Annotated in this window: 8 protein-coding genes and 1 pseudogene; 3 read left to right on the top strand and 6 right to left on the bottom strand. The window is 46.8% G+C overall.

Translation table 11 applies throughout. From position 1 onward, the window contains the following. Window positions 1–146 precede the first annotated feature (146 nt). A complete protein-coding gene (gene atpD, locus QUB66_RS27320; protein ID WP_106149425.1) occupies window positions 147–1,604 on the bottom strand; it encodes a F0F1 ATP synthase subunit beta in 1,458 nt (485 codons plus the stop codon). A gap of 126 nt (window positions 1,605–1,730) precedes the next feature. Then, on the bottom strand, window positions 1,731–2,531 hold the full coding sequence (locus QUB66_RS27315; protein ID WP_265239018.1) for a PEP-CTERM sorting domain-containing protein: 801 nt from the start codon (window positions 2,529–2,531) through the stop codon (window positions 1,731–1,733). A gap of 1,015 nt (window positions 2,532–3,546) precedes the next feature. Between QUB66_RS27315 and QUB66_RS29815 the strand changes: the two genes are divergently transcribed. Then, window positions 3,547–13,215, top strand: coding sequence for a CHAT domain-containing protein (locus QUB66_RS29815; RefSeq protein ID WP_333003350.1), 9,669 nt, complete (start codon window positions 3,547–3,549; stop codon window positions 13,213–13,215). Window positions 13,216–13,546: 331 nt separating this feature from the next. On the opposite strand, the gene QUB66_RS27225 is transcribed toward QUB66_RS29815, so the two are convergent. The 4 genes from QUB66_RS27225 to QUB66_RS27210 form a co-directional block, all read right to left on the bottom strand. Further along, window positions 13,547–13,969 carry a hypothetical protein gene (locus tag QUB66_RS27225; protein ID WP_332970405.1) on the bottom strand — a complete coding sequence of 141 codons (423 nt, stop codon included), beginning with the start codon at window positions 13,967–13,969 and terminating at the stop codon, window positions 13,547–13,549. A gap of 281 nt (window positions 13,970–14,250) precedes the next feature. Next, entirely contained in the window at window positions 14,251–16,272 is a 2,022-nt protein-coding gene (ligA, locus tag QUB66_RS27220; RefSeq protein WP_332970404.1) for an NAD-dependent DNA ligase LigA, read from the bottom strand. A 115-nt stretch (window positions 16,273–16,387) separates the two neighbouring features. Beyond that, window positions 16,388–17,452: a vWA domain-containing protein gene (locus tag QUB66_RS27215; protein ID WP_332970403.1), complete on the bottom strand. Its 1,065-nt coding sequence runs from the start codon at window positions 17,450–17,452 to the stop codon at window positions 16,388–16,390. 137 nt (window positions 17,453–17,589) lie between these two features. After that, on the bottom strand, window positions 17,590–18,570 hold the full coding sequence (locus QUB66_RS27210) for an Npun_R2479 family HD domain-containing metalloprotein (protein ID WP_332970402.1): 981 nt from the start codon (window positions 18,568–18,570) through the stop codon (window positions 17,590–17,592). Window positions 18,571–18,989: 419 nt separating this feature from the next. Here QUB66_RS27210 and QUB66_RS27205 point away from each other — a divergent pair, with 419 nt between their 5' ends. Together QUB66_RS27205 and QUB66_RS27200 are read left to right on the top strand one after the other, a co-directional pair. Beyond that, window positions 18,990–20,735 (top strand): alpha/beta hydrolase, encoded by a 1,746-nt coding sequence (locus tag QUB66_RS27205; protein ID WP_332970401.1) that lies wholly within the window; start codon window positions 18,990–18,992, stop codon window positions 20,733–20,735. A gap of 180 nt (window positions 20,736–20,915) precedes the next feature. Beyond that, window positions 20,916–21,061 (top strand): annotated as a pseudogene (locus QUB66_RS27200) (photosystem II q(b) protein); the annotation flags it as partial.

Here is a 21,061-nt window from a genome sequence, read left to right as displayed (position 1 = left end):
TCATCAGTCAGCAGTCATCAGTCATTAGTCAGCAGTCAGCAGTCAGCAGTTATCACTCATTAACTGTTAATTGTTAACTAATAACTAATGACTAATGACTAATGACCAATGACTAATGACTAATGACCAATGACTAATGACTAAAATTACTTAGCGTCAGCCTTCATTTTTTCAGCTTTGGCGATCGCCTCATTGATATCGCCAACCAAATAGAAAGCTTGTTCTGGTAACTCATCAAGTTCGCCACCCAAAATCATTTGGAAGCCCTTAATGGTATCAGCCAGCTTGACATACTTACCAGGCGAACCGGTGAACACTTCCGCCACAAAGAACGGTTGAGACAAGAAACGTTCAATTTTGCGAGCACGAGAAACAGTCAAGCGGTCATCTTCCGACAGCTCATCCAAACCCAAAATCGCAATAATATCTTGCAATTCCTTGTAGCGTTGCAAAATAGACTGCACCTGACGCGCAACACCATAGTGTTCTTCGCCTACAATGCTAACTTGCAACATTGTGGAGGTAGACTCCAGGGGATCAACAGCCGGATAAATACCCTTCGCAGCCAAACCGCGAGACAACAAAGTTGTAGCGTCCAAGTGAGCAAAAGTTGTAGCCGGCGCTGGATCAGTGAAGTCATCCGCAGGTACGTACACAGCTTGAACCGAAGTAATCGAACCTTCGGTAGTCGAAGTAATCCGTTCTTGCAAATCGCCCATGTCTGTACCGAGAGTCGGCTGATATCCCACAGCCGAAGGCATCCGACCCAACAGAGCCGATACCTCAGAGCCCGCTTGCACGAACCGGAAGATATTGTCAATGAACAACAGCACGTCTTGCTTGCTGACATCGCGGAAGTATTCGGCCATCGCTAGAGCCGACAGACCCACGCGCATCCGAGCACCGGGAGGCTCGTTCATTTGACCGTATACTAGGGCAATTTTCGACTTGCTGCGGTCTTTTTCGTCAATAACCCCAGACTCGATCATTTCCTTGTAAAGGTCATTACCTTCACGGGTGCGCTCGCCCACACCACCAAACACGGACACGCCGCCGTGAGCCTTAGCGATGTTGTTGACGAGTTCCATCATAATCACGGTTTTGCCGACGCCTGCGCCGCCGAACAAACCGATTTTGCCACCGCGACGGTAGGGAGCCAGGAGGTCGATGACCTTGATCCCTGTTTCAAACACCGAAGGCTTGGTTTCTAGTTCGGTGAAAGCCGGCGGCTGGCGGTGGATGGGCATACTTTCGGAAGTATCGACCGGGCCGAGGTTGTCTACGGGTTCGCCGATGACGTTAAAAATACGGCCGAGAGTCGGGATGCCGACGGGAACTTGGATCGCTTTCCCGGTATCTACTACTTCCATACCGCGCATTAAGCCGTCGGTTGTACTCATGGAAACTGCACGCACTTGGCTGTCTCCGAGCAGTTGCTGAACTTCGCAGGTAACAGAAATGTCTTGACCTGCTTCGTTTTTGCCGGCGATCGTAATAGCGTTATAGATTTGGGGCAGTTTGCCACCTGGGAATTTTACGTCTACAACCGGCCCAATAATTTGGGTGATGTAGCCTACGTTCGTTTTTGTTGCGGTGGATACCATGAATAGTGCCTTTGTTAGGATTCTATTTTTCCCGTGGTGGAAAAAGTCTTAACATTTAGAAATGCTATTTCTCACAGTACCACTGAACAGACGCACTATTTAGATTTGTATGGGGATGCTTAAGAGTCATTTTTCTGGTTGCTGCTGTCGCTTTTTTTTCCCGCGAGCGGCAGCCAAAGCCCCGATCCCCAGCATAGTGCCGAACACTGTCACAGGCTCGGGGGCCAACTCGGCTGAAATGATGAAGTTTTCAAAGTCAGCGTCCTTTTTTCCTGCGGCATCGTCGAAGGAGATTTTTGTGCCCTGAGCCAGTTGGGCCACTGTCAGCAATGAATATTGCTCTGGGCCTTTACCGCCGTTGATGTTGGTAAATGAGTCGCTGGAGTTGTAGTCGAGCTTAAAGTCGCCAAATACCGCTTGCTGACAGCCCGTCACCAAACAGTCATCTCTCCGAAACTGGGTGTTGGCGGCAAACCAGTCGGGGCTGTTCATGAAGGTGCTTGAGGAGACGTACTGCTCGAATTGTTTGCCGGTGCCACTGTCGCTCCACAGCAGCAGGGCATAAGTTTGATCTTTCAAAAAAGTGACGGTTTGGGTTATGGAGCCGTTGTTCGAGCTGACTGAGTTGCCGAAGGTTCCTTTCGATTGATCAGCGCTCCCGTTATCCGAGGGTTTGAACTCGTAAAACAGTTGGGTGATGTTGCTGTAGCCATTGCTTCCCGACAGAGCTTGGGCTACCCACAAGCTGGACTGGTAACTGCCGTGTGATTCGTCGAAGGTAAAGTTTATGCTTGTATCTTCATCGAATTGGATGCCCTTTGTGCCAAACATGAAAGCTTGCACGGGCGTGCAGATGCTGAGCAAGATTGTGGTTGCCAAGCTGGCAACGGTAAAAGATGTTTTTTTGACTAGCGTTAAGGTGGTCATAACCCTGATTCCTCCAATGTTGTTAGGTAGTAAGGCGGGAAACGCACTTTTCCCGTGACGGGAATAGACGATCGCCTCTTATGCGATATTTAGGACGATGCTCAAACCTACAGAAGAGACTCCACACCAGTGAATCTACAGATTGATATCACTTAGGTGTGTTTTTGAGTAAATGAGTGCTTCTTCTAAGAGTTTTCACTGACACCAGAGTGCCACACTTTAATCTGTAACAGCAAGATTTTCACCCTGCCTAGACTTCCAACCTACTACATTTGTTCGTGTCGGTAACGGTCTCAACCTGACTGCAACACTTGCAAATATTAGCTTTCATCAAAAATACATAAAAATTTTACTCAAGCTTTATAAAGTTATGGTAAAGTTAATCAAAAAAATATAAAGTTTACGAGAAAAACTCGGCTGTTCGACCAGCGATCGAAGCGGGCTGCAAGCTGTTAGCGGGTGTGCAGAAGAGTGAAGTGGCGACTGCGAGTAGGGATTTGAGCGTGTTTTTCGGTGCTCTCAGCAAGTGGCGGCTATAGGCGATCGATATTTGCGTATTTTTGACTAATATACTGAGTGATTTTTTACTCCTAACCTTCGGATTCCGCCTCGTATTTTTACCAGCAGTCCCGAACGCATCAATCCGGCTTTTTAAGGTAATGGCGTGAGTCGATTTGAGATTTGAGATTTACAAGGGCAGATGAATCTGGGAGTTTGAACTTGAGTCTAAAATTTTGATTTTTCCACGACAGGAGTACGTGACACGGTATCCGTTTTTGTGGGGTATCAGAGAAGTAGTGAAAGTGGAAACAATAAACCCAGTTTTATTGCCGCTTGCTGAGTGTTAGTAAAAAACTGTTTCTACGTAAATCCTAGTAATTAAATACATACATTTTTTCCTTTTCCAACTATTAGAGAATAAAAAATCTTGCTATTCTATTGACATGAGGAGTTTTTAGCAGTAAAAATAGGATAGATAAATACGATCGCACTTTAAGCACAATTTTTAAACACAATGACAGCCAACAGACTACCTTTGCTCGGATGGTTATTCATAGTTGGCTGGCTCAGTGCAGCGGCGGGTTCGGCAAACGCGCAACCCATCGCCCCGGCACCGGACGGCACTAACACAGTTGTGACTCCCAACGGCAACCGCTACGACATTTCCGGGGGGTCTTTGAGCGGAGATAAGGCTAATCTTTTTCACAGTTTTACTCAGTTTGGTCTTAGCGAAGGTCAAACGGCTAACTTTTTGACTAATCCCAATATTCAAAATATTCTGGGGCGGATTACTGGGGGAAATCCTTCTTTAATCAATGGCTTAATTCAAGTTACGGGCGGCAATTCCAATTTATTTTTGATGAATCCTGCCGGCATGATTTTCGGGCTAAATGCCAGCCTCAACGTGCCGGGATCTTTTAATGCTACTACGGCTACAGGGATTGGTTTTGGGAACAATCAGTGGTTTAGTGCGATCGGCAATAACAACTGGGCAACTTTAATCGGGATGCCGAATAGTTTTGCGTTTACAACTTTGCCAGGGGGAAGCATTGTTAATGCAGGCAATTTGACGGTGACACCAGGTCAAAATTTAACTTTGCTTGCTGGTACGGTTGTTAATACCGGTCAGCTAACTGCGCCGGGGGGAAATATTCTGATCGGCGCTGTACCGGGTCAAAATTTGGTGCGGATTAGTCAAGCTGGAAATTTATTGAGTTTAGATATTCAGCCGACAATAACTCAAAGCTCGCTGCCGAACAATTGGACGCAGCCTGTGTTATCTTTGCCGGAGTTGCTGACAGGAAAAGGTGCGGTACAGGCAACTGGTTTGACGGTAAATGCTAATGGCGAAGTTGTGTTGACGGGGAATGTTGCTGTGCCGGTAACTGCGGGAACTGCGATCGCCTCCGGGACTCTCAACGTCTCTGGCAACACTGGCGGCAACGTTAACATCTTAGGCGAAAAAGTAGGTGTTATTGCAGGTAATATCGATGCTTCTGGGATTAACGGTGGCGGTAATGTACTGATTGGTGGAGATTATCGCGGTTTGGGGACTGTGCCGAATGCTTTGCGGACTTTTGTTAGCGCAGACTCGACAATTAATGCTGATGCTATTAGTAATGGGAATGGCGGGCGAGTGATTGTTTGGGCTGATGAAACTACTCGCTTTAATGGAAATATTACGGCGAGAGGTGGCTTATTTTCGGGGAATGGCGGCTTTGTGGAGGTGTCGGGAAAGCAATCGCTGGATTTTCAAGGATTAGTGGATTTGCGATCGCCCTTGGGCATTGCTGGCACATTATTATTAGATCCGACTGATATTACGATTAGCACCGGCGCGGATGCAGGCGGTACATTCGCCGTAGGTGTATTTGCTCCGGTTGGGGCTACTTCTACAATCAATAACGGGACGCTGCAAACGCAACTGGGTTTAAGCAATGTCACTATTTCTACTACGTCGGTTGCTGCAAGTGCAGGCGATATTACAGTAAGTGCTCCCGTTGCTTGGAATAATAGTAATTCTCTGACGCTGCAAGCGAATAATAATATTACGGTTAATCAACCTATTACTAATAATGGAAATGGTGCGATCGCATTAAATGCTAGTAATGCAATAGCAGTCAATGCCAACCTTACTACTACCGGCGGAAATATTACCCTCGCCAGTACCAATAATATCAATACCTCTGCAGGCACTCTGAATTCCTCTAACTTTTCAGGAAATGGAGGCGCGATCGCCCTCTCCACTACTGCCGGTAACATTACCACTGGCTCTATGGATTCCACAAGTGCAGGGACTAAGGGGGGAAGCATTACCCTCACTACTGGAGGAACAGGCGTGATTGACACCTCTAATGGCATTCTCATGTCAAGTGGGGGAGCGATCGCCCTCTCCACTGCTGGTGGTAACATTACCACTGGCTCTATGGATTCTTCTTCCTCCAACCCAGGGATTGCGGGAGGGAATATCACCCTTAAAGTTACCGCAGGAAATGGTGCCATCAACACCTCTGCTGGCCCTCTCGATTCTTTTACCACTACAGCCGCTCCAGGAAAAGGGGGAGCGATCGCCCTTTCAACGACTGGGGGTGACATTACCACTAGCAATTTGAATTCCACTTCAGCAGGTATCAATACGGGAGGAAACATTACCCTCTCTACAGGAGGAACAGGCAAGATTGACACATCTCAGGGCACTCTAGGTGCTACTGGAACAAGTGGGGGAGCGATCGCTCTCTCAACGACTGGCGGTAGCATTACCACTGGCAAAGTGAATTCTTTGGCAACAGGTGTTTCATCAGGTAGTACGGGAGGGAATATCAGCTTCACTGTTACTGCAGGAACAGGCGCGATTGACACCTCTAAGGGATTTGTGAATTCCTTTTCCAACAATTCAGGAAATGGGGGAACGATCGCCCTCTCAACCGCTGGTGGTAACATTACTACTGGTAATCTAAATTCCTCTTCATCAGGTACTGCAGGTACGGGAGGGAAGATCGCCCTCTCTACCGGAGGAACAGGCGCGATTGACACCTCTAATGGCTTTCTGAATTCTGCTTCTCAGTCAGGAAATGGAGGCGCGATCGCCCTTTCAACGGCTGGTGGTAACATTACTACTGGCGGCCTTCTTTCCAATTCGAGTGCAGGTTCGGCAGGGGACATCACCCTTTTTGTTACTGCGGGAACAGGTGCGATCGACACGACTGCTGGATCTGTGGATTCCTCTGCATTTCCATTAGGAACTGCCGGCGCGATCGCCCTCTCAACCGCTGGTGGTAACATTACTACTGGTTCTCTGAATTCAGATGGTCAACTGGGAGGAAATATCACGCTCTCTGTCACCGGAGGAACAGGCGCGATCGACACGACTGCTGGAAGTCTTTATTCCATTTCCCAATCAGGAAATGCGGGTGCGATCGCCCTTTCCACTGCTGGTGGTAACATTACTACTGGTATTGTAGGTTCCGGTTCCTCTGGTGCAGGTACGGGAGGAAATATCACCCTCTCTGTCACCGGAGGAACAGGCGCGATTGACACCTCTAATGGCTTTCTGAATTCTGATTCTCAGTCAGGAAATGGAGGCGCGATCGCACTTTCCACTGCTGGTGGTAACATTACTGCCGATCTGAATTCCGCTTCTCAGTCAGGAAATGGAGGCGCGATCGCCGTCTCAACTACTGGTGGTAACATTAGTGCTAGTATAAATTCCGCTTCATCAGGTGCAGGTACGGGAGGGAATATTGCCCTCTCTGTTACAGGAGGAACAGGCACGATTGACACCTCTAAGGGCTTACTGGATTCCTCTTCTCAGTCAGGAAATGGAGGAGCAATTTCCTTGACTGGTCCAAATGGGATTACTACAGGTGCGATCGATTCCAGTACAAATTCAACTTCTAGCAGCAGTAATGCAGGAACAATTACTTTTAATCCGGGTACGAGCAATATTACCCTTAGTGGTGATATTAATGCCTTTGCTCAAACTGGAATTGGTGGCAATATAAGTTTCCCAACAAACGCCATCCTCACTCAACCCATTACTACCATCACAACTTCAGGAACCGCGAAAAGTGGAAAGATTACCTTTGGCGGGACTGTTGATGGCACTATTTACGGCAACAATCAATTAAACATTACTACTGGCACTGTAAATTTTAATGGGCCTGTAGGTGGCACTAATCCCTTGGCTGCACTTGCAGTAGATGCAAATGCCAATATTACCAGCACAGGCGCTATAAGTATCACCACAACTGGCGATATTTCCACGGGCGATATTACGAATCCCGGACGGGCGATCGCCCTTACGAGCAATAACGGTAATATTATTCATCCTCTTCCAGGGGCGATCGATACAAGTTCTACTACCGGAAATGGCGGCCCGATTACACTCAGTGCTAACAATATTACTCCTGGTAATCTTAACTCAAGTTCGACTGCTGGCGATGGCGGAAAAATCACCCTCACAGGGAAAACTGGCAACATTGTAGCAGATGTCGGAGTAGTTTGGAACTCTAGTTCTAGTTCGGGTACCGCCGGAGATATCGCGATCGCAACTCCCAATCAAGTTGGGCTAAATATCATTGATGCTAAGGGATTGCCAGGTACTGGAAATATTAGCATTAGTGGCAATGAGATTGGCTTTTCTGGAGGCCCAGATTCTGTACAGGGTAAAGGTAATTTGTCAATTGTGCCGTTTTCGCCAAATGTCGGAATTCGCTTCCAGGCTGGACTTGCTGACGATCCGCAGGCGATGGATTTAGGAGCACCGTTTTTATCGGCCTTGAGTGATGGATTTAGTGCGATCGTGTTCGGAGGGAACACTACTACAGGCAATATCACTGTAGACAATTTGCCAGTATCTTTCAAAGATCCAGTGACTTTCAATACTCAAGGCACAATTTTTGTCAATCCGAATCAATCGATTTCGGGAACAGATAATGCTTCGATTACTCTCAACGCTACAACTAATAACCTGAAGGGCAATATTACCACTCAATCTCAAAATATCACAATTAACGGCAATACCTTAGTTGGAAATAATGTCTTAGTCAGCAATGGCAATTCAGCAAGTGGCAATATTCTGTTTAACAATAACATTGATGGCAGCGGCAATCTCACTTTAGAAACAGGTACAGTTAACTTTTCAGTTAAATCGGCGATCGGCAATACTACACCATTAGGAAATATCACCGTCAATAGTGCTGGTACAGCTACATTTAATGCTGTCACGGCTACCAGTTTCACTACCAATGCTGGCGGCACAACTACACTTAATGGCAATGTCACTACCACCGGCAGTCAAACCTACGGAGATGCTGTCACTGTTGCCAATAATCCCATTCTCGCAGGCAGCGGTGTTACTTTCAACGATACTGTTGACGGCAGCAGCGATTTGACTGTGGATGGGACTACTGGTAATGTTACATTCAATGGTGCAGTTGGTAATACCACAGCATTAGGAAATATTACCGCTAACTCTACAGGAACCACCGCATTTAATCAAACAGTCAATGCCGCTAGTTTGACTACAGATGTTGGCGGCACAACTCAAGTCAAGGGAAATGTCACTACAACTGGCAGTCAAACTTATGGAGATGCAGTTACAATTGCCAATAATCTGATTCTTTCAGGCGACAGCATTACATTCAATAATACTGTTGATGGTACCAGCGATTTGACTGCGAAGGCACTGAGCGGTAATGTTACATTCAATGGTGCAGTTGGCAATACCACAGCATTAGGAAATATTACCGCTAACTCTACAGGAACCACCGCATTTAATCAAACAGTCAATGCCGCGAGTTTAACGACAGATGCTGGCGGCACAACTCAAGTGAAGGGAAATGTCACTACAACCGGCAGTCAAACCTACGGAGAGGTTGTCACTGTTGCCAATAATCCGATTCTCACAGGTAGCGGCATTACTTTCAATAATACTGTGGACGGCACCAGCGATTTGACGGCGAACGCGGTGAGCGGTAATGTTACATTCAATGGTGCAGTTGGCAATACCACGCCATTAGGAAATATTACCGTTAATAGTACAGCTACAACCGCATTTAATGCCGTCAATTCTGCTAGCATCACCACTAACGCTGGCGGTACAACTCAACTGAATAGTAATGTGACAACTACGGGAATTCAAACTTATGGAGATGCTGTCACTGTTGCCAATAATCCGATTCTCGCAGGTAAAGATATTACTTTTAATGATACAGTTAACGGCAGTAGCGAATTGACTGTGAATGGAGGTACGGGTAATGTTACATTTAATGGTGCAGTTGGCAATGCTAATGCTTTAAGCAAGTTGCAAATTAGCGGACAAACTATCAATGCGAATTCAGCGGTTAACGTAGCTGGCAATATTGGAATTTCTGCTGACACTATTAATCTGCAAGGAACTTTGACTACCACGAATAACGGTACGCTAATAATTAGCAATACGGGCAATCTCAATATTTTAAATAATCTAAATTTAGACGGTGCATTTAATCAAAATGGCGCGGGAAGCGTTGCCCTAAGCGGAAATATCACCACAACTAATGATAACATTAGTTTTAGTGGCCCGGTGACATTAAATACTCCTGTAACTTTTACACTGGGAGATGCAACTATTGCCTTCGGCTCTACTTTAGCCGCAGGTAGTAACCCGCTGACTTTAACTGCCGGTGAAATTGATTTTTCAGGTAATGTTTCTGGTACGGGCGCGCTAACGCTGCAACCAGCAACAGCAGGACAAAATATTGCGGTTGGCGGAACTGACAACAATACTAGCGCTTTAGATTTGACTGGATCGGAAATTAATTTGATTCAAAATGGGTTTAGCTCGATCGCGATCGGGCGATCGGATAGCACCGCCAAGGTTAGTATACCTAATAATCTCACATTTTTAGACCCCGTAACTATTCAAGGGGGAACTGGGACGATCGCACTTGATGGCACTCTGACGGGAAATGACAATAGCAGCATTGCCCTCAACGCTTCCACAATTAATTTAAATTCTGGCATCAATACCAATAAAAGTGCGATCGCCCTTAACGGCACTATCCAACTCGGAAACGATATTAATCTCAGTACCGGCGGCGGAGATATTAAGATAGTTGGTGCGATCGACGGCAATCACTTGTTAAACTTAGATGCAGCTACAGGCAATGTGCTGGTGCAAGGAAATATCGGCGGAACAGCACCACTTTCTGTTTTGAATGTTACCGCAAAGCAAGCGGAATTCACAGGTAATATTACGAGCAATTCTGGTTTTAATATTACTGCTGCAAGCACTAAGTTGGGTGGCAATGTTACTACTAATAATGGCAATATCAATATTAACGGTGCGATCGCGTTGACGAAAGACGCGATATTCAGCACTGGTGGCGGGAATATTGCGTTTGGAGGTGCGATCGACAGTATTGATGCGGCCCGCAGCCTAAATCTGGATTCAGGTAGCGGCAGCATCACTTTCAGCGCAGCCGTCGGCGCCACTCGACAGTTAGCAAATGTTGCGATCAAAAATGCTGGCGATGTGACAGCAAACTCGACAATTAACGCGCAAAGCTTGCAAGTAAATAGTGCTGGAAATATCAATTTATTGGGCAATGTCACTGCTTCAAATGCTGGAAATGGAGGGACGATCGAGCTTTTGAGCCCGCAGGGACAAGTGAATGCTAGAGATTTGAATACGGCGGGAAATATCGGCGGGAACATCACTGTTAAAGCTTTAAATTCAATTACGGCGGGAAAAATTAACTCCAGCGGTACAGTCGGAAATGGCGGCAATGTGTTCTTAGATCCGATCGGCGATATTCAAGTAGAATTTATCAATGCCCAAGGCGGTACTGGCGGCACCGGCGGCGATGTCACAGCAATAACAGGCAATTTTTTCCGCGCTACTGGTACTTTTTCCACCCCACTTTCCCCCACGGGATTTGCTAGCATTTCTACTGCTGGCGGTGCCGGTGGTGGTCAAATTACAATTGTGCACGCTGGGGGAGATGGAGGGACGCCGATTCAACCGTTTGTTGTTGGAAATGCTGCTAGCAACGGTACGGCGGGTGCAATTACCACGGGACAATCTAGCATTACATCGCAGTCGTTTCCGCGTTCTAGTAGTGTTGGTAATATTGTGTTTTCGACTGACGACGCGATCGATCCCACGCCCATAATTCCGCCCATAACTCCGCCGACAACTCCGCCGACAACGGAAACAACTCCGCCCACAATTCCTCCCATAACTCCGCCCACAATTCCTCCCACAACGGAAACAACTCCGCCCACAATTCCTCCCACAATTCCGCAGATAATTCCGCAGATAATTCCGCAGATAATTCCGCAGATAATTCCGCCGACAATTCCGCAGATAACGGAAACAATTCCGCCGATAATTCCGCCGACAATTCCGCAGATAATTCCGCAGATAACGGAAACAATTCCGCCGTTAATTCCGCCGATAATTCCGCAGATAACGGAAACAATTCCGCCGATAATTCCGCCGACAATTCCGCAGATAACGGAAACAATTCCGCCGATAATTCCGCCGACAATTCCGCCGATAACGGAAACAATTCCGCCGATAATTCCGCCGACAATTCCGCAGATAACGGAAACAATTCCGCCGATTGTTGGGCTGACACCGCCGCAGGAGTCAGTAGCAGTAACTTCGATCGACTTTAACGCATTGCCACCCAGGACGATCGCACCCATCGCCACACCAGCCACACCAGAAACACCCGCAGCAACACCGGCACCGCAACCCTCAACCCCCGATGCAGAAGACTTGCAAGGCCGTCGCAAAAATCCACCGCTGGACACTCCCGGCGCTGCTGCGGGTCAAATTTTAAAACTGGATTCAAGTATCGCCAGTAAGTTACCCCCCAGCCAACAGCCAACACCTCCCAACGAAACAACGCCATCACTCAATCCTAATTCTAATTTAGTTCTGGGATATGTTCCGCCTCCCGATCGACTTTTTGAAGGTAACGACATACAGGAAACAATCTGGGGAATCGAACAAACAAGGAATCAAGAATTTGGACAATACCTGGGAGTAACAGCCAATCTTCCAGATCAAAAAGTCATGATTGCGACATTCCAACAAACATTAAGAAATATCGAACAGCAAACCGGCAAGCGGTCTGGTATCATCTACATAGTCTCGCGAGCCGATCGACTGGAACTAATTTTAGTTCCTCCCGTGGGGCGGCCGATTCACTACAGCATCCCTGAAGCCAACAGAACAGCTCTTTTTCCAGTTGTTCAAGAGTTGCAGAATGAAATCACCAGTCAGGCAAAACGCGGTACTACCAGTTATCTACACGCCGCCCAGCAATTATATAAATGGGCGATCGCACCCCTAGAAAAAGACTTACAAAACTTAGGAATTCAGACATTGTTGCTGTCAGTCGATCCGGGATTGAGGAGTGTGCCGTTTGCCGCTTTACACGACGGTAAAGGCTTCTTGATTCAAAAATACAGTTTCAGCCTAATTCCCAGTTTCAGCTTGACTAATAGCGATTATAAAGCAGTTAGAGATGCCACAGTGCTAGCAATGGGAAGGTCAGAATTTGTTGACCAAAAGCCCTTGCTCAGTGTGCCGATCGAATTGCAGGCGATTTCTACCGAGTGGCACGGGCCATCTTTCCTCAATTCAACTTTCACTATAGATAATCTCAACTCGGAGCACGCCAAAAGAGGATTTCGGATAGTTCACCTAGCAACCCACGCCGACTTCAAACCGGGAAGACCAAGCAATTCTTACATTCAACTGTGGAATTCCAAATTGCAGCTCGATCGCATGGAAAGTTTAAATTGGCGCAATCCGCAGGTAGACTTATTAGTATTAAGTGCTTGTAGAACAGCCTTGGGCGATGGGGAAGCAGAGTTAGGTTTTGGAGGTTTAGCGGTAAAATCTGGCGCGAAATCTGCGTTAGGGAGTTTGTGGTATGTTGACGACGGAGGCACTTTGGCGCTGATGAGCGAATTTTACCACCAGTTGCGAGGAGCGACAACTAAGGCAGAAACTCTGCAACTTGCTCAACAGGCGATGATTGCTGGTAAAGTTCGGATCAAAAACGAGCAGTTACTGACAACAGCGGGCAAATTGAATTTACCGGCTAATATAAAACAACAAAACCAAGATTTTTCTCATCCTTACTACTGGAGCAGTTTCACCCTAATCGGAAGTCCTTGGTAAGAAGAGTTGACAGTTGATAGTTGGCAGTTGACAGTTGGCAGTGGATAGTTGGCAGTGGATAGTTGGCAGTTGGCAGTCAAGGGTAGGGTGCGTCAGGAAAGGTGATTTTCAATCATCACTCCTAATCTCATTCTGACCCTAAAAAATTGGTTTAAAGCCTCTCCCTGATCGGGAAAAATTAAAAAAAGAAGACGATTCATTACCCCAATCCTCTTCCTTATAGGTAGAGGTCGCCCTCATCTGTCAACTGTCAACTGTCAACTGAATGAAGCACCATTTGTTCTTGCCATCAGAATCATATTTTTCCGATTACCAAGCGAGTTAAAAATTATCAAGAAGCAGAAGCTCTTGGCCCTCCCTGTTTCACATTAGGTGCTGCGGTTCCATAATTGACGCGACAACCGATGTTTAACAAACTAGAACTGCATTCGAGAGGGACAATTTGCTGGTCGAGGAGAGCGCTGCAACTTACATACTGGTCGTTATTAGTATCTCTTACCATACATTCGATCGCTCTAGCACCCGATCGACTCGCCCAACTCTTCATACCTGCGACTGCAATCATGTGCTGCCAATAAAACCACAAGAGCAACACTCCAAAAAGTACAGCAACTCCTAATCCTACTTTAATCTTCCAACTGCTCAGGATATTTCCCAAGCTACTTTTTAAGTTGTCCGTCAAAGAAATAGAGGTTTCGGAACTTATTTCTGGAGGCGGCAAATTTGTTGGTGTTTGTTCTGGGATTTCCGACATCACGTATCTCCTCTGATTTTTGCGACTTGCTGGGAATTGCCGGGGGCGACGGCGCGCTCTTGCAAATTATCTAAAATTTTAGCAAAACTCGTCTGTACTGGCAACCTCAAAAGGTAGTAGCGCCCCGGAAGTATGTATATTGATCGATCGCGAGCGCGATTTCTATGCCTTTTGAGGTATTGCACAATTCGCGCTCGGCTATTTGTACCTAAGCCACTAAAATTTTGTCGATGCCCTTTAGTAGTAAGTGCTTATGGCGCACTTTACGACAATTACCAATTTCAACCTCCCAAAAGTTCCAATAAGTCAGCCTCCGAAAGTATTTCAATTCCCAAAGATTGAGCCTTTTCTAACTTAGAACCGGCATCTTCACCCACAACCACATAATTAGTTTTAGCGCTTACAGAACCTGTGACCTTACCTCCAGCTTTGACAATCAAATCTTTAGCTTCATCTCGTTTCAGAGTCGGCAAAGTTCCCGTCAGCACAAAGGTTTTGCCAGCAAATTGTAAATTCATATCTGCTAAATTCTGACTTTTAACTTCTGAGTGCAATTGCAAACCCGCAGTTTTTAACCGTGCGATTAAACTTTGATTCGCCGGAACTCGAAACCACTGAGAAACCGATTGTGCAATCTCCGGCCCGATGCCGTACACGCCCTCAATCGCCGCCGCCGATACTGCGGCTAACTCTTCCACATTTGCAAACCTTTCTGTCAGCAATTGAGCGTTGACACTGCCGACGTGGCGGATACCCAAGCCGTAAAGTACCCGCGAATAAGGTTGATTTTTCGATTGGGCGATCGCACTTACCAACTTTTCTGCTAACTTATTACCCATGCGTTCCAAACCCATCAACCTTTCCGCAGTCAAATCGAACAAATCCGCCGCCGACTCCACCAGATTGCTATCCACCATCTGCTGCACCAACTTTTCCCCAACACCGTTAATATCCAAAGCATCCCGGCTGCAAAAATGAATTAGCGAGCCCCTCAAAATTGCCGGACAAGACGTATTGATACAGCGAGTAACCACCTCCCCTTTTTCCCGAACCACAGGCTGCGCGCATTCGGGACAGCAGCTAGGCATTTGAAAAAGTTGAGCATTTTGGGGACGAAGTTCTGCTAAAACTCGCACAACTTCTGGTATAATTTCCCCAGCTTTTCTGACAATCACAGTATCGCCAATGTGAAGATTTAGCTCGGAAAGTCGATCGCTATTGTGGAGAGAAGCGCGCGAAACCGTGGTTCCAGCCAACTGCACAGGTTTGAGTTCCGCCACAGGAGTCAGAGCCCCGGTTCTCCCGACTTGTACAGTTATTGCTTCTACAATTGTAGGGACTTCGGCCGCCGGATACTTCAGGGCGATCGCCCAACGCGGAAACCTCTGAGTAAAACCCAACTGTTTTTGCAACAAAACCGAATTAATCTTAACAACAACCCCATCTGTCATGTAAGGCAAATTTCGCCGTTCAGTATCCCAATATTCGTAATACTCCCGCACCTCATCCAAAGAATAGCAAACTTTGCGATTGGGATTCACCTTAAACCCCATTATTCGCAACAATTCCAAAGATTCGCCTTGCGTCTTTTCCTCATTACCCTCATCTAAATGCAGAGTATAAGCAAAGAAATCCAAGCGCCGCTGATCCACAATTTTAGAATCCAACTGTCGCAGCGTACCCGCCGCCGCATTCCGAGGATTAGCAAACAATTGTTCCCCCGCTTTTTCCCGTTCCCGATTAATTTCCTCAAACACAGCCAAAGACAAAAAAGCCTCTCCCCGCACTTCCACAACAGGCGGCGGATTATCTAAATTGAGTTTTAAAGGAATCGAGCGAATAGTCTTAACATTTTGAGTAATATCCTCTCCCGCAATCCCATCTCCCCGCGTCGCACCGCGAACTAAAATCCCATTTTCATAGGTTAACGCTAAAGCAGAACCATCAATTTTTAACTCGCAAACATATTCAGCAGTTAATTGTTGATTTTCCCCTGCTACCCTTTGCCATCGTTCCTGCCATTTGGTCAATTCCTCAAAATTAAAAGCATTTTCCAAACTGTAGAGAGGAATATTGTGCTTGACGCTAAAAAATTGAGTAGCCGGCTTTTCTCCCACGCGCTGAGTCGGACTTTCGGCAGTAATCAACTCAGGATAATCTGATTCTAACTCTTGCAACTCTCGATAAAGGCGATCGTACACCTCATCAGCCATCATCGGCGCATCAAGAACATAATAAGCATAGCTAGCTTCCTGTAGCTGCTGCCTCAATTGTTTAACTCGCTGCTGAATTTCGGGTTGCATATTAATTTAAAAGTGTATATTTTCTAACCGCAGATGCGTAGGACAAACAAAAACCATAGAGATTTTAGCATTATCTCTGCCGCTCTGCGGTTGTAGCTGGGACATTTAAAATCGATTAACGATCCCAATCTTCAACTTCATAAAGGAAACGAGTTCCCCCCATCAGCTTGCGATTAGCCGAGGTACTTTGCACAAAAACCGCATACTTTTCTAGATTGCTCGGTTTGAGACGAGCTGTCTCCCCCATTGGCAAACCCAACATTTCTCGCGCTGCTTCTCCTTCAAATAAATCCCCTGTGGAACGTTCCATCAGCACAATTTCTTTTTTGCCTTGGATAGTTTCTGTTTTAGTAAATTCATAAAACCCGCGCCCGGTTTTAAAAGCCAAACCATTCTCCAGAACAAAAGCTTTAATCGAAATCTCATTGTCTACTTCGAGAATCTGAAATCTCCCCGATTTTACAGTTCGCAATTCTGCTGATTCATAAACAGCAGCGCCTTCCCGCTTGAGCATGGTATCAAACATTTTGTTTAATCCGCGACTCATGCGACCTTGACTGACTACTTCTTGTTCGTAAGCTTGTAGTTGTTCGTTAGACGACTGTTGGTAACAAACTGCTAAAAACAAATCTGTGATGTAGGAAAACTGGTCGAGATTGAGGTGAAAACCGCCAGATTTTTCGGCTAGTTCTTTGTAGAATAAAGTGGCATGGGGACGGTTGAGAGCTTGGATGCCGTACACGGCAATTCCCATCTGTGCTAACTTATCTACTTCCTGACGCCAGTTAAGTTTTTGGGGAGTTTGAGCGGGTGCGTGCGGGATGTCGTCGCCAATTAGTACGAATGTTTTGGAATTAGTTGGAGTCCAAGAAAGTGATTGAGCTTCGTGCAAGACTAATTCATAACATTCTGGAGCATCGCCACCGCTAGTGGGTTCTACATTTTCAACAAAATTGCAAATTTTGCCGACATCGCCTGACAAATCGAGGTGTTTAGTCACATAGGTGCTGCCAGCGTCGCAATAGTCCCCGTGAGCAATAATGCCAATCCGAATGCCCGGAATTTCATCAAGCAGTCTTGTCACCGTCTCTTTAATTTTCCGACGAACTTGGGTCAAGCAAGGGTACATACTGCCGGTTGTATCAAAGCTGAAAACGACTTCAATGTTGTTGGTTGCCATGACCTGATTTTCCCTAAAAAACAATGATTTATTATTGTTATTATAATTCAAATAAAAAGGAGCCAGCAAGTAGAAAATCTAAAAAAATTCTCATGATGACTCGCGTTTATCAATCATAAATTATGCCAAAAAAAATCTCACAAATTCAAGTCAGAAAAATCGCTAAACTTCTTGTGATCTCCTGACATGGAAGCTTGAAGATTGTCACCATCTTTTTCGCTATTCAAGTTGCCTTTGACGCGGGATTTGATGAATTCTTGAGCGTTCGTCTTGTTAAAAGCGAGCGGTTCAGCGTGTTCTACTTGAAATACGTTAGCGTAGAGGTTGGCAATAATTTGTTTGCCACCCTGGGTCAATTCCAAGTAGTTCAAAGCTGCTGGAATGTAGGGGAAAACTCCGTTCCAATAAAACTTGGCGTAATTTTGCCGCAAGTCTCCCGGAGACTTGTAGCCCAAGATTTTATTGGTGCCGACTTCCTCAAATTCGTAGAATAGGGCGCTGATTTTGCGGAGATAATTGGGGTCACTCAACTGACCGATCAAATCGGCGGCCCTGGCGAGTCCAGAATAGTTGTTTCTGTCTTGATGGGTTTCGCTAGCAGGAACTGGGAAGCGTGTCAATTCAATATTGCGCTTAATTTGTTCGGCATCAATTAATGTGTGGCCGCCGAAGCGTTCGTCGATTACGAGTTTTCCTCGATCGACATGGTAAGGAGTTAAACTGGCAGAAGTGGCGCCGATCGCCACAGAAACCATGCCCCCATCAATACCAGTAGCGTAGAGTCCCACAGCTTCTTGGTCTTGGCGGCAAACACCTTTCACGTAGCCGATATCGTGGCACAGTAGCGAGATCAGGTAGTGCAGCCAATCTTCCGGTGACACACCCCCTTCGCGAATATGCTTGCCCCGGAGAATCTCTTGTCCTACCAGGGCCACGAGCATGGTGTGTTCCACATTGTGGTAAAGAGCATCGCAGTTAGCGATGTTTTCCAGAGCCATAGTCCCCGCCCAGGCGATAATTTCAGGGTAATCAGGTTTGTACTTGCCGTAGGTGCGGCGGTAGCCGGCCTGTAGCTCTTGCACAAAAGCGTCAATCAGGATGGCAGTTGCATTGAACATGATAGATTCTCTCACTCAGGCTATAGTTGCAAACTCGATCGCAAATATCTTGGATAGCTGAAAACATAATCAATGGGCATTGGAGTAGGTTTGACCCCTCGCCCAAAGACGGATACAAGCGCCGGCTTAAGTCGTAGATGCTCCCCAAGTTTTAGACCCTAGTTTCAGCTTCCAGATTCATCTGCCGAGTAAATCTCAAATCTCAACTCTCCACTCTCAACTCTCAAATCCACTCACCCCTCGGTGTTGAATTTTAAAGTTCAGCTAGTCTTGTTACGTAACAAAATTGCTCTTTTGGCTATACTTCCCACGATAACCTAATTTCCCAAGTAAAAGATCGATTTTTTGGTATTAAATATTAGTGAAACAATTTACATCGTTTCACCGACTAATTATTAGAAGTCCTAGGTGTTAAAGTTATGAACTGTCTGTTTCCGAGTCTCTCCACTGCGGTCATTCGCGCTCGGCGGTCGATCGCCCCAAAATACCTAGGATTGTTTGCATTCACGGCTGTTTGCACTGCTGCACCGGCTTTAGGAGCCCAGCGAATCTACGTAACTTACGGGCCGCTAGAAGAATCAGTTCCCATCGAATCTTTGGCACTATTCGCCAAAGAAGGCAAAATAGACTCAAACTTGGACGGCTTCGCTCAGTACGCCAAAAAAACACAGCTAGCGGAGATTCGCAGCGGCCTGCAAGCGAAAGCAGAAATCAGCCATGTGACGATCGCCCAATTCCTCTACACGCCTCAAGGAGAAGTGCTGCTGGAACGATTGGGGCGAGTAATTCAAACCAAAGCTCGGCAGCCCGGATTTTATGCCATCCGAGCGGCCCTAATTTTAGCAGCCTCAGATCCAGAAGGGCTGACAATTCTCAACGTGCTGCAAAAATTCCCCACTTACGGCATCAGGATTGACATCGCGCGGGGTTTGGCTATCGCCAACGAGCTGACATCGCTGATCAACCGTTCCAATCGGACGATCGCCGGAATCGCCCAGTTGTCGGAAGCAGAAGCAGCCTCTGAGCCAGCGATACCGCCAGCCGAACTGTTGCAGCCCCAGCTACCTGGCCCCTACACTTGGAAAAAATCATCGGTAACTCTAACGAGTCCAAATCGCGATCGTACCTTTGATATGGACATTTACCTGCCGCAGGGCAGCCCGCGACCGGCCCCAGTAGTAGTAATTTCCCACGGTTTAGGTTCCGATCGCCTTTCCTTCGAGTATTTAGCCAAACACCTAGCCTCCTACGGCTTTGCCGTCGCCGTCCCCGAACACCCCGGCAGCAACGCCCAACAAATCCAAGACTTAGTAACAGGCAGAGCCAACGAAGTAGCAGAACCAGCAGAATTTATCAACCGCCCCTTAGACATCAAAGATTTGCTCGATTATTTAACCAAACTTTCTACAACCGATCCGGCCTACCGAGGGCTGCTCGACTTGCAGCGAGTCGGCATCATCGGCCAGTCTTTCGGCGGCTATACAGCTTTAACATTAGCCGGGGCGGGGATTAATTTTGCACAGCTAGACAAAGACTGCCAGCTCGAAAACAAAACTTGGAACCTCTCGCTGCTGTTGCAGTGCCGCGCCCGCAGCCTAGATCGCAACCAGTACAATTTCCGCGATCCGCGCGTCAAAGCTGCGATCGCCATCAACCCGATCGTTAGCAGCATTCTCGGAGAAACAAACCTCAGCAAAATCCAAATCCCAGTCATGGTAGTCGGAGGCAGCGCCGATACCGTCGCCCCCGCCTTGCTGGAACAGATTCAACCGTTTACTTGGCTGACATCACCCAACAAATATCTGGTATTGATGAACAACGGGACTCACTTTTCCACGATCGAGGACTCCCCTCAAACCGTCTTTCTGCCACCACCAGAGGTCATCGGGCCCGAACCAGCTTTAGCCCGCCGCTACGTCAACGGACTCAGCGTAGCTTTCATGGAAACCTATTTGAACAACAAATCAAATTTCCGCCCGTATTTAGAGCCGAACTACGCTCTAAGCATCTCCCGAAACACTCTGGGACTGAGAATTTTGCGATCGCTCACCCCGCAGCAACTCCAGCAGTTCAGTTCTGCGCCTGCTCGCACTCCGGCTCCTGCACCTGCGATCGCTCCACCTCCTGTGCCTTCCCAACCTCCGCTACCACCCGTTCCGCGTTAAGAGGTAGGATTCGCCGAAGATTGCCGCGTGATGTGTTTTCGCCTCGCAGTAACGCTCATCAGCTTTCCTTATCACCTTCATCAGTTTAACTGTCGCTACAGGCCTTTACAAACCTTAACGATACCGTTAATAATAGAGACATCATCCGAACATTGAAAAACCAATAGCAATCATAAACACATGACAGCAACCTTACAACAGCGCGAAAGTGCTAATATCTGGTCGCAGTTCTGCAACTGGGTAACATCAACCGACAACCGCCTCTATGTAGGTTGGTTCGGCGTCTTGATGATTCCTACCTTGCTAACTGCAACAATCTGTTACGT

The organism is Microcoleus sp. A2-C3 (assembly GCF_036706065.1).
Classification (GTDB): Bacteria; Cyanobacteriota; Cyanobacteriia; order Cyanobacteriales; family Microcoleaceae; genus Microcoleus.
This window is presented reverse-complemented; position numbering and strand designations above follow the sequence as displayed.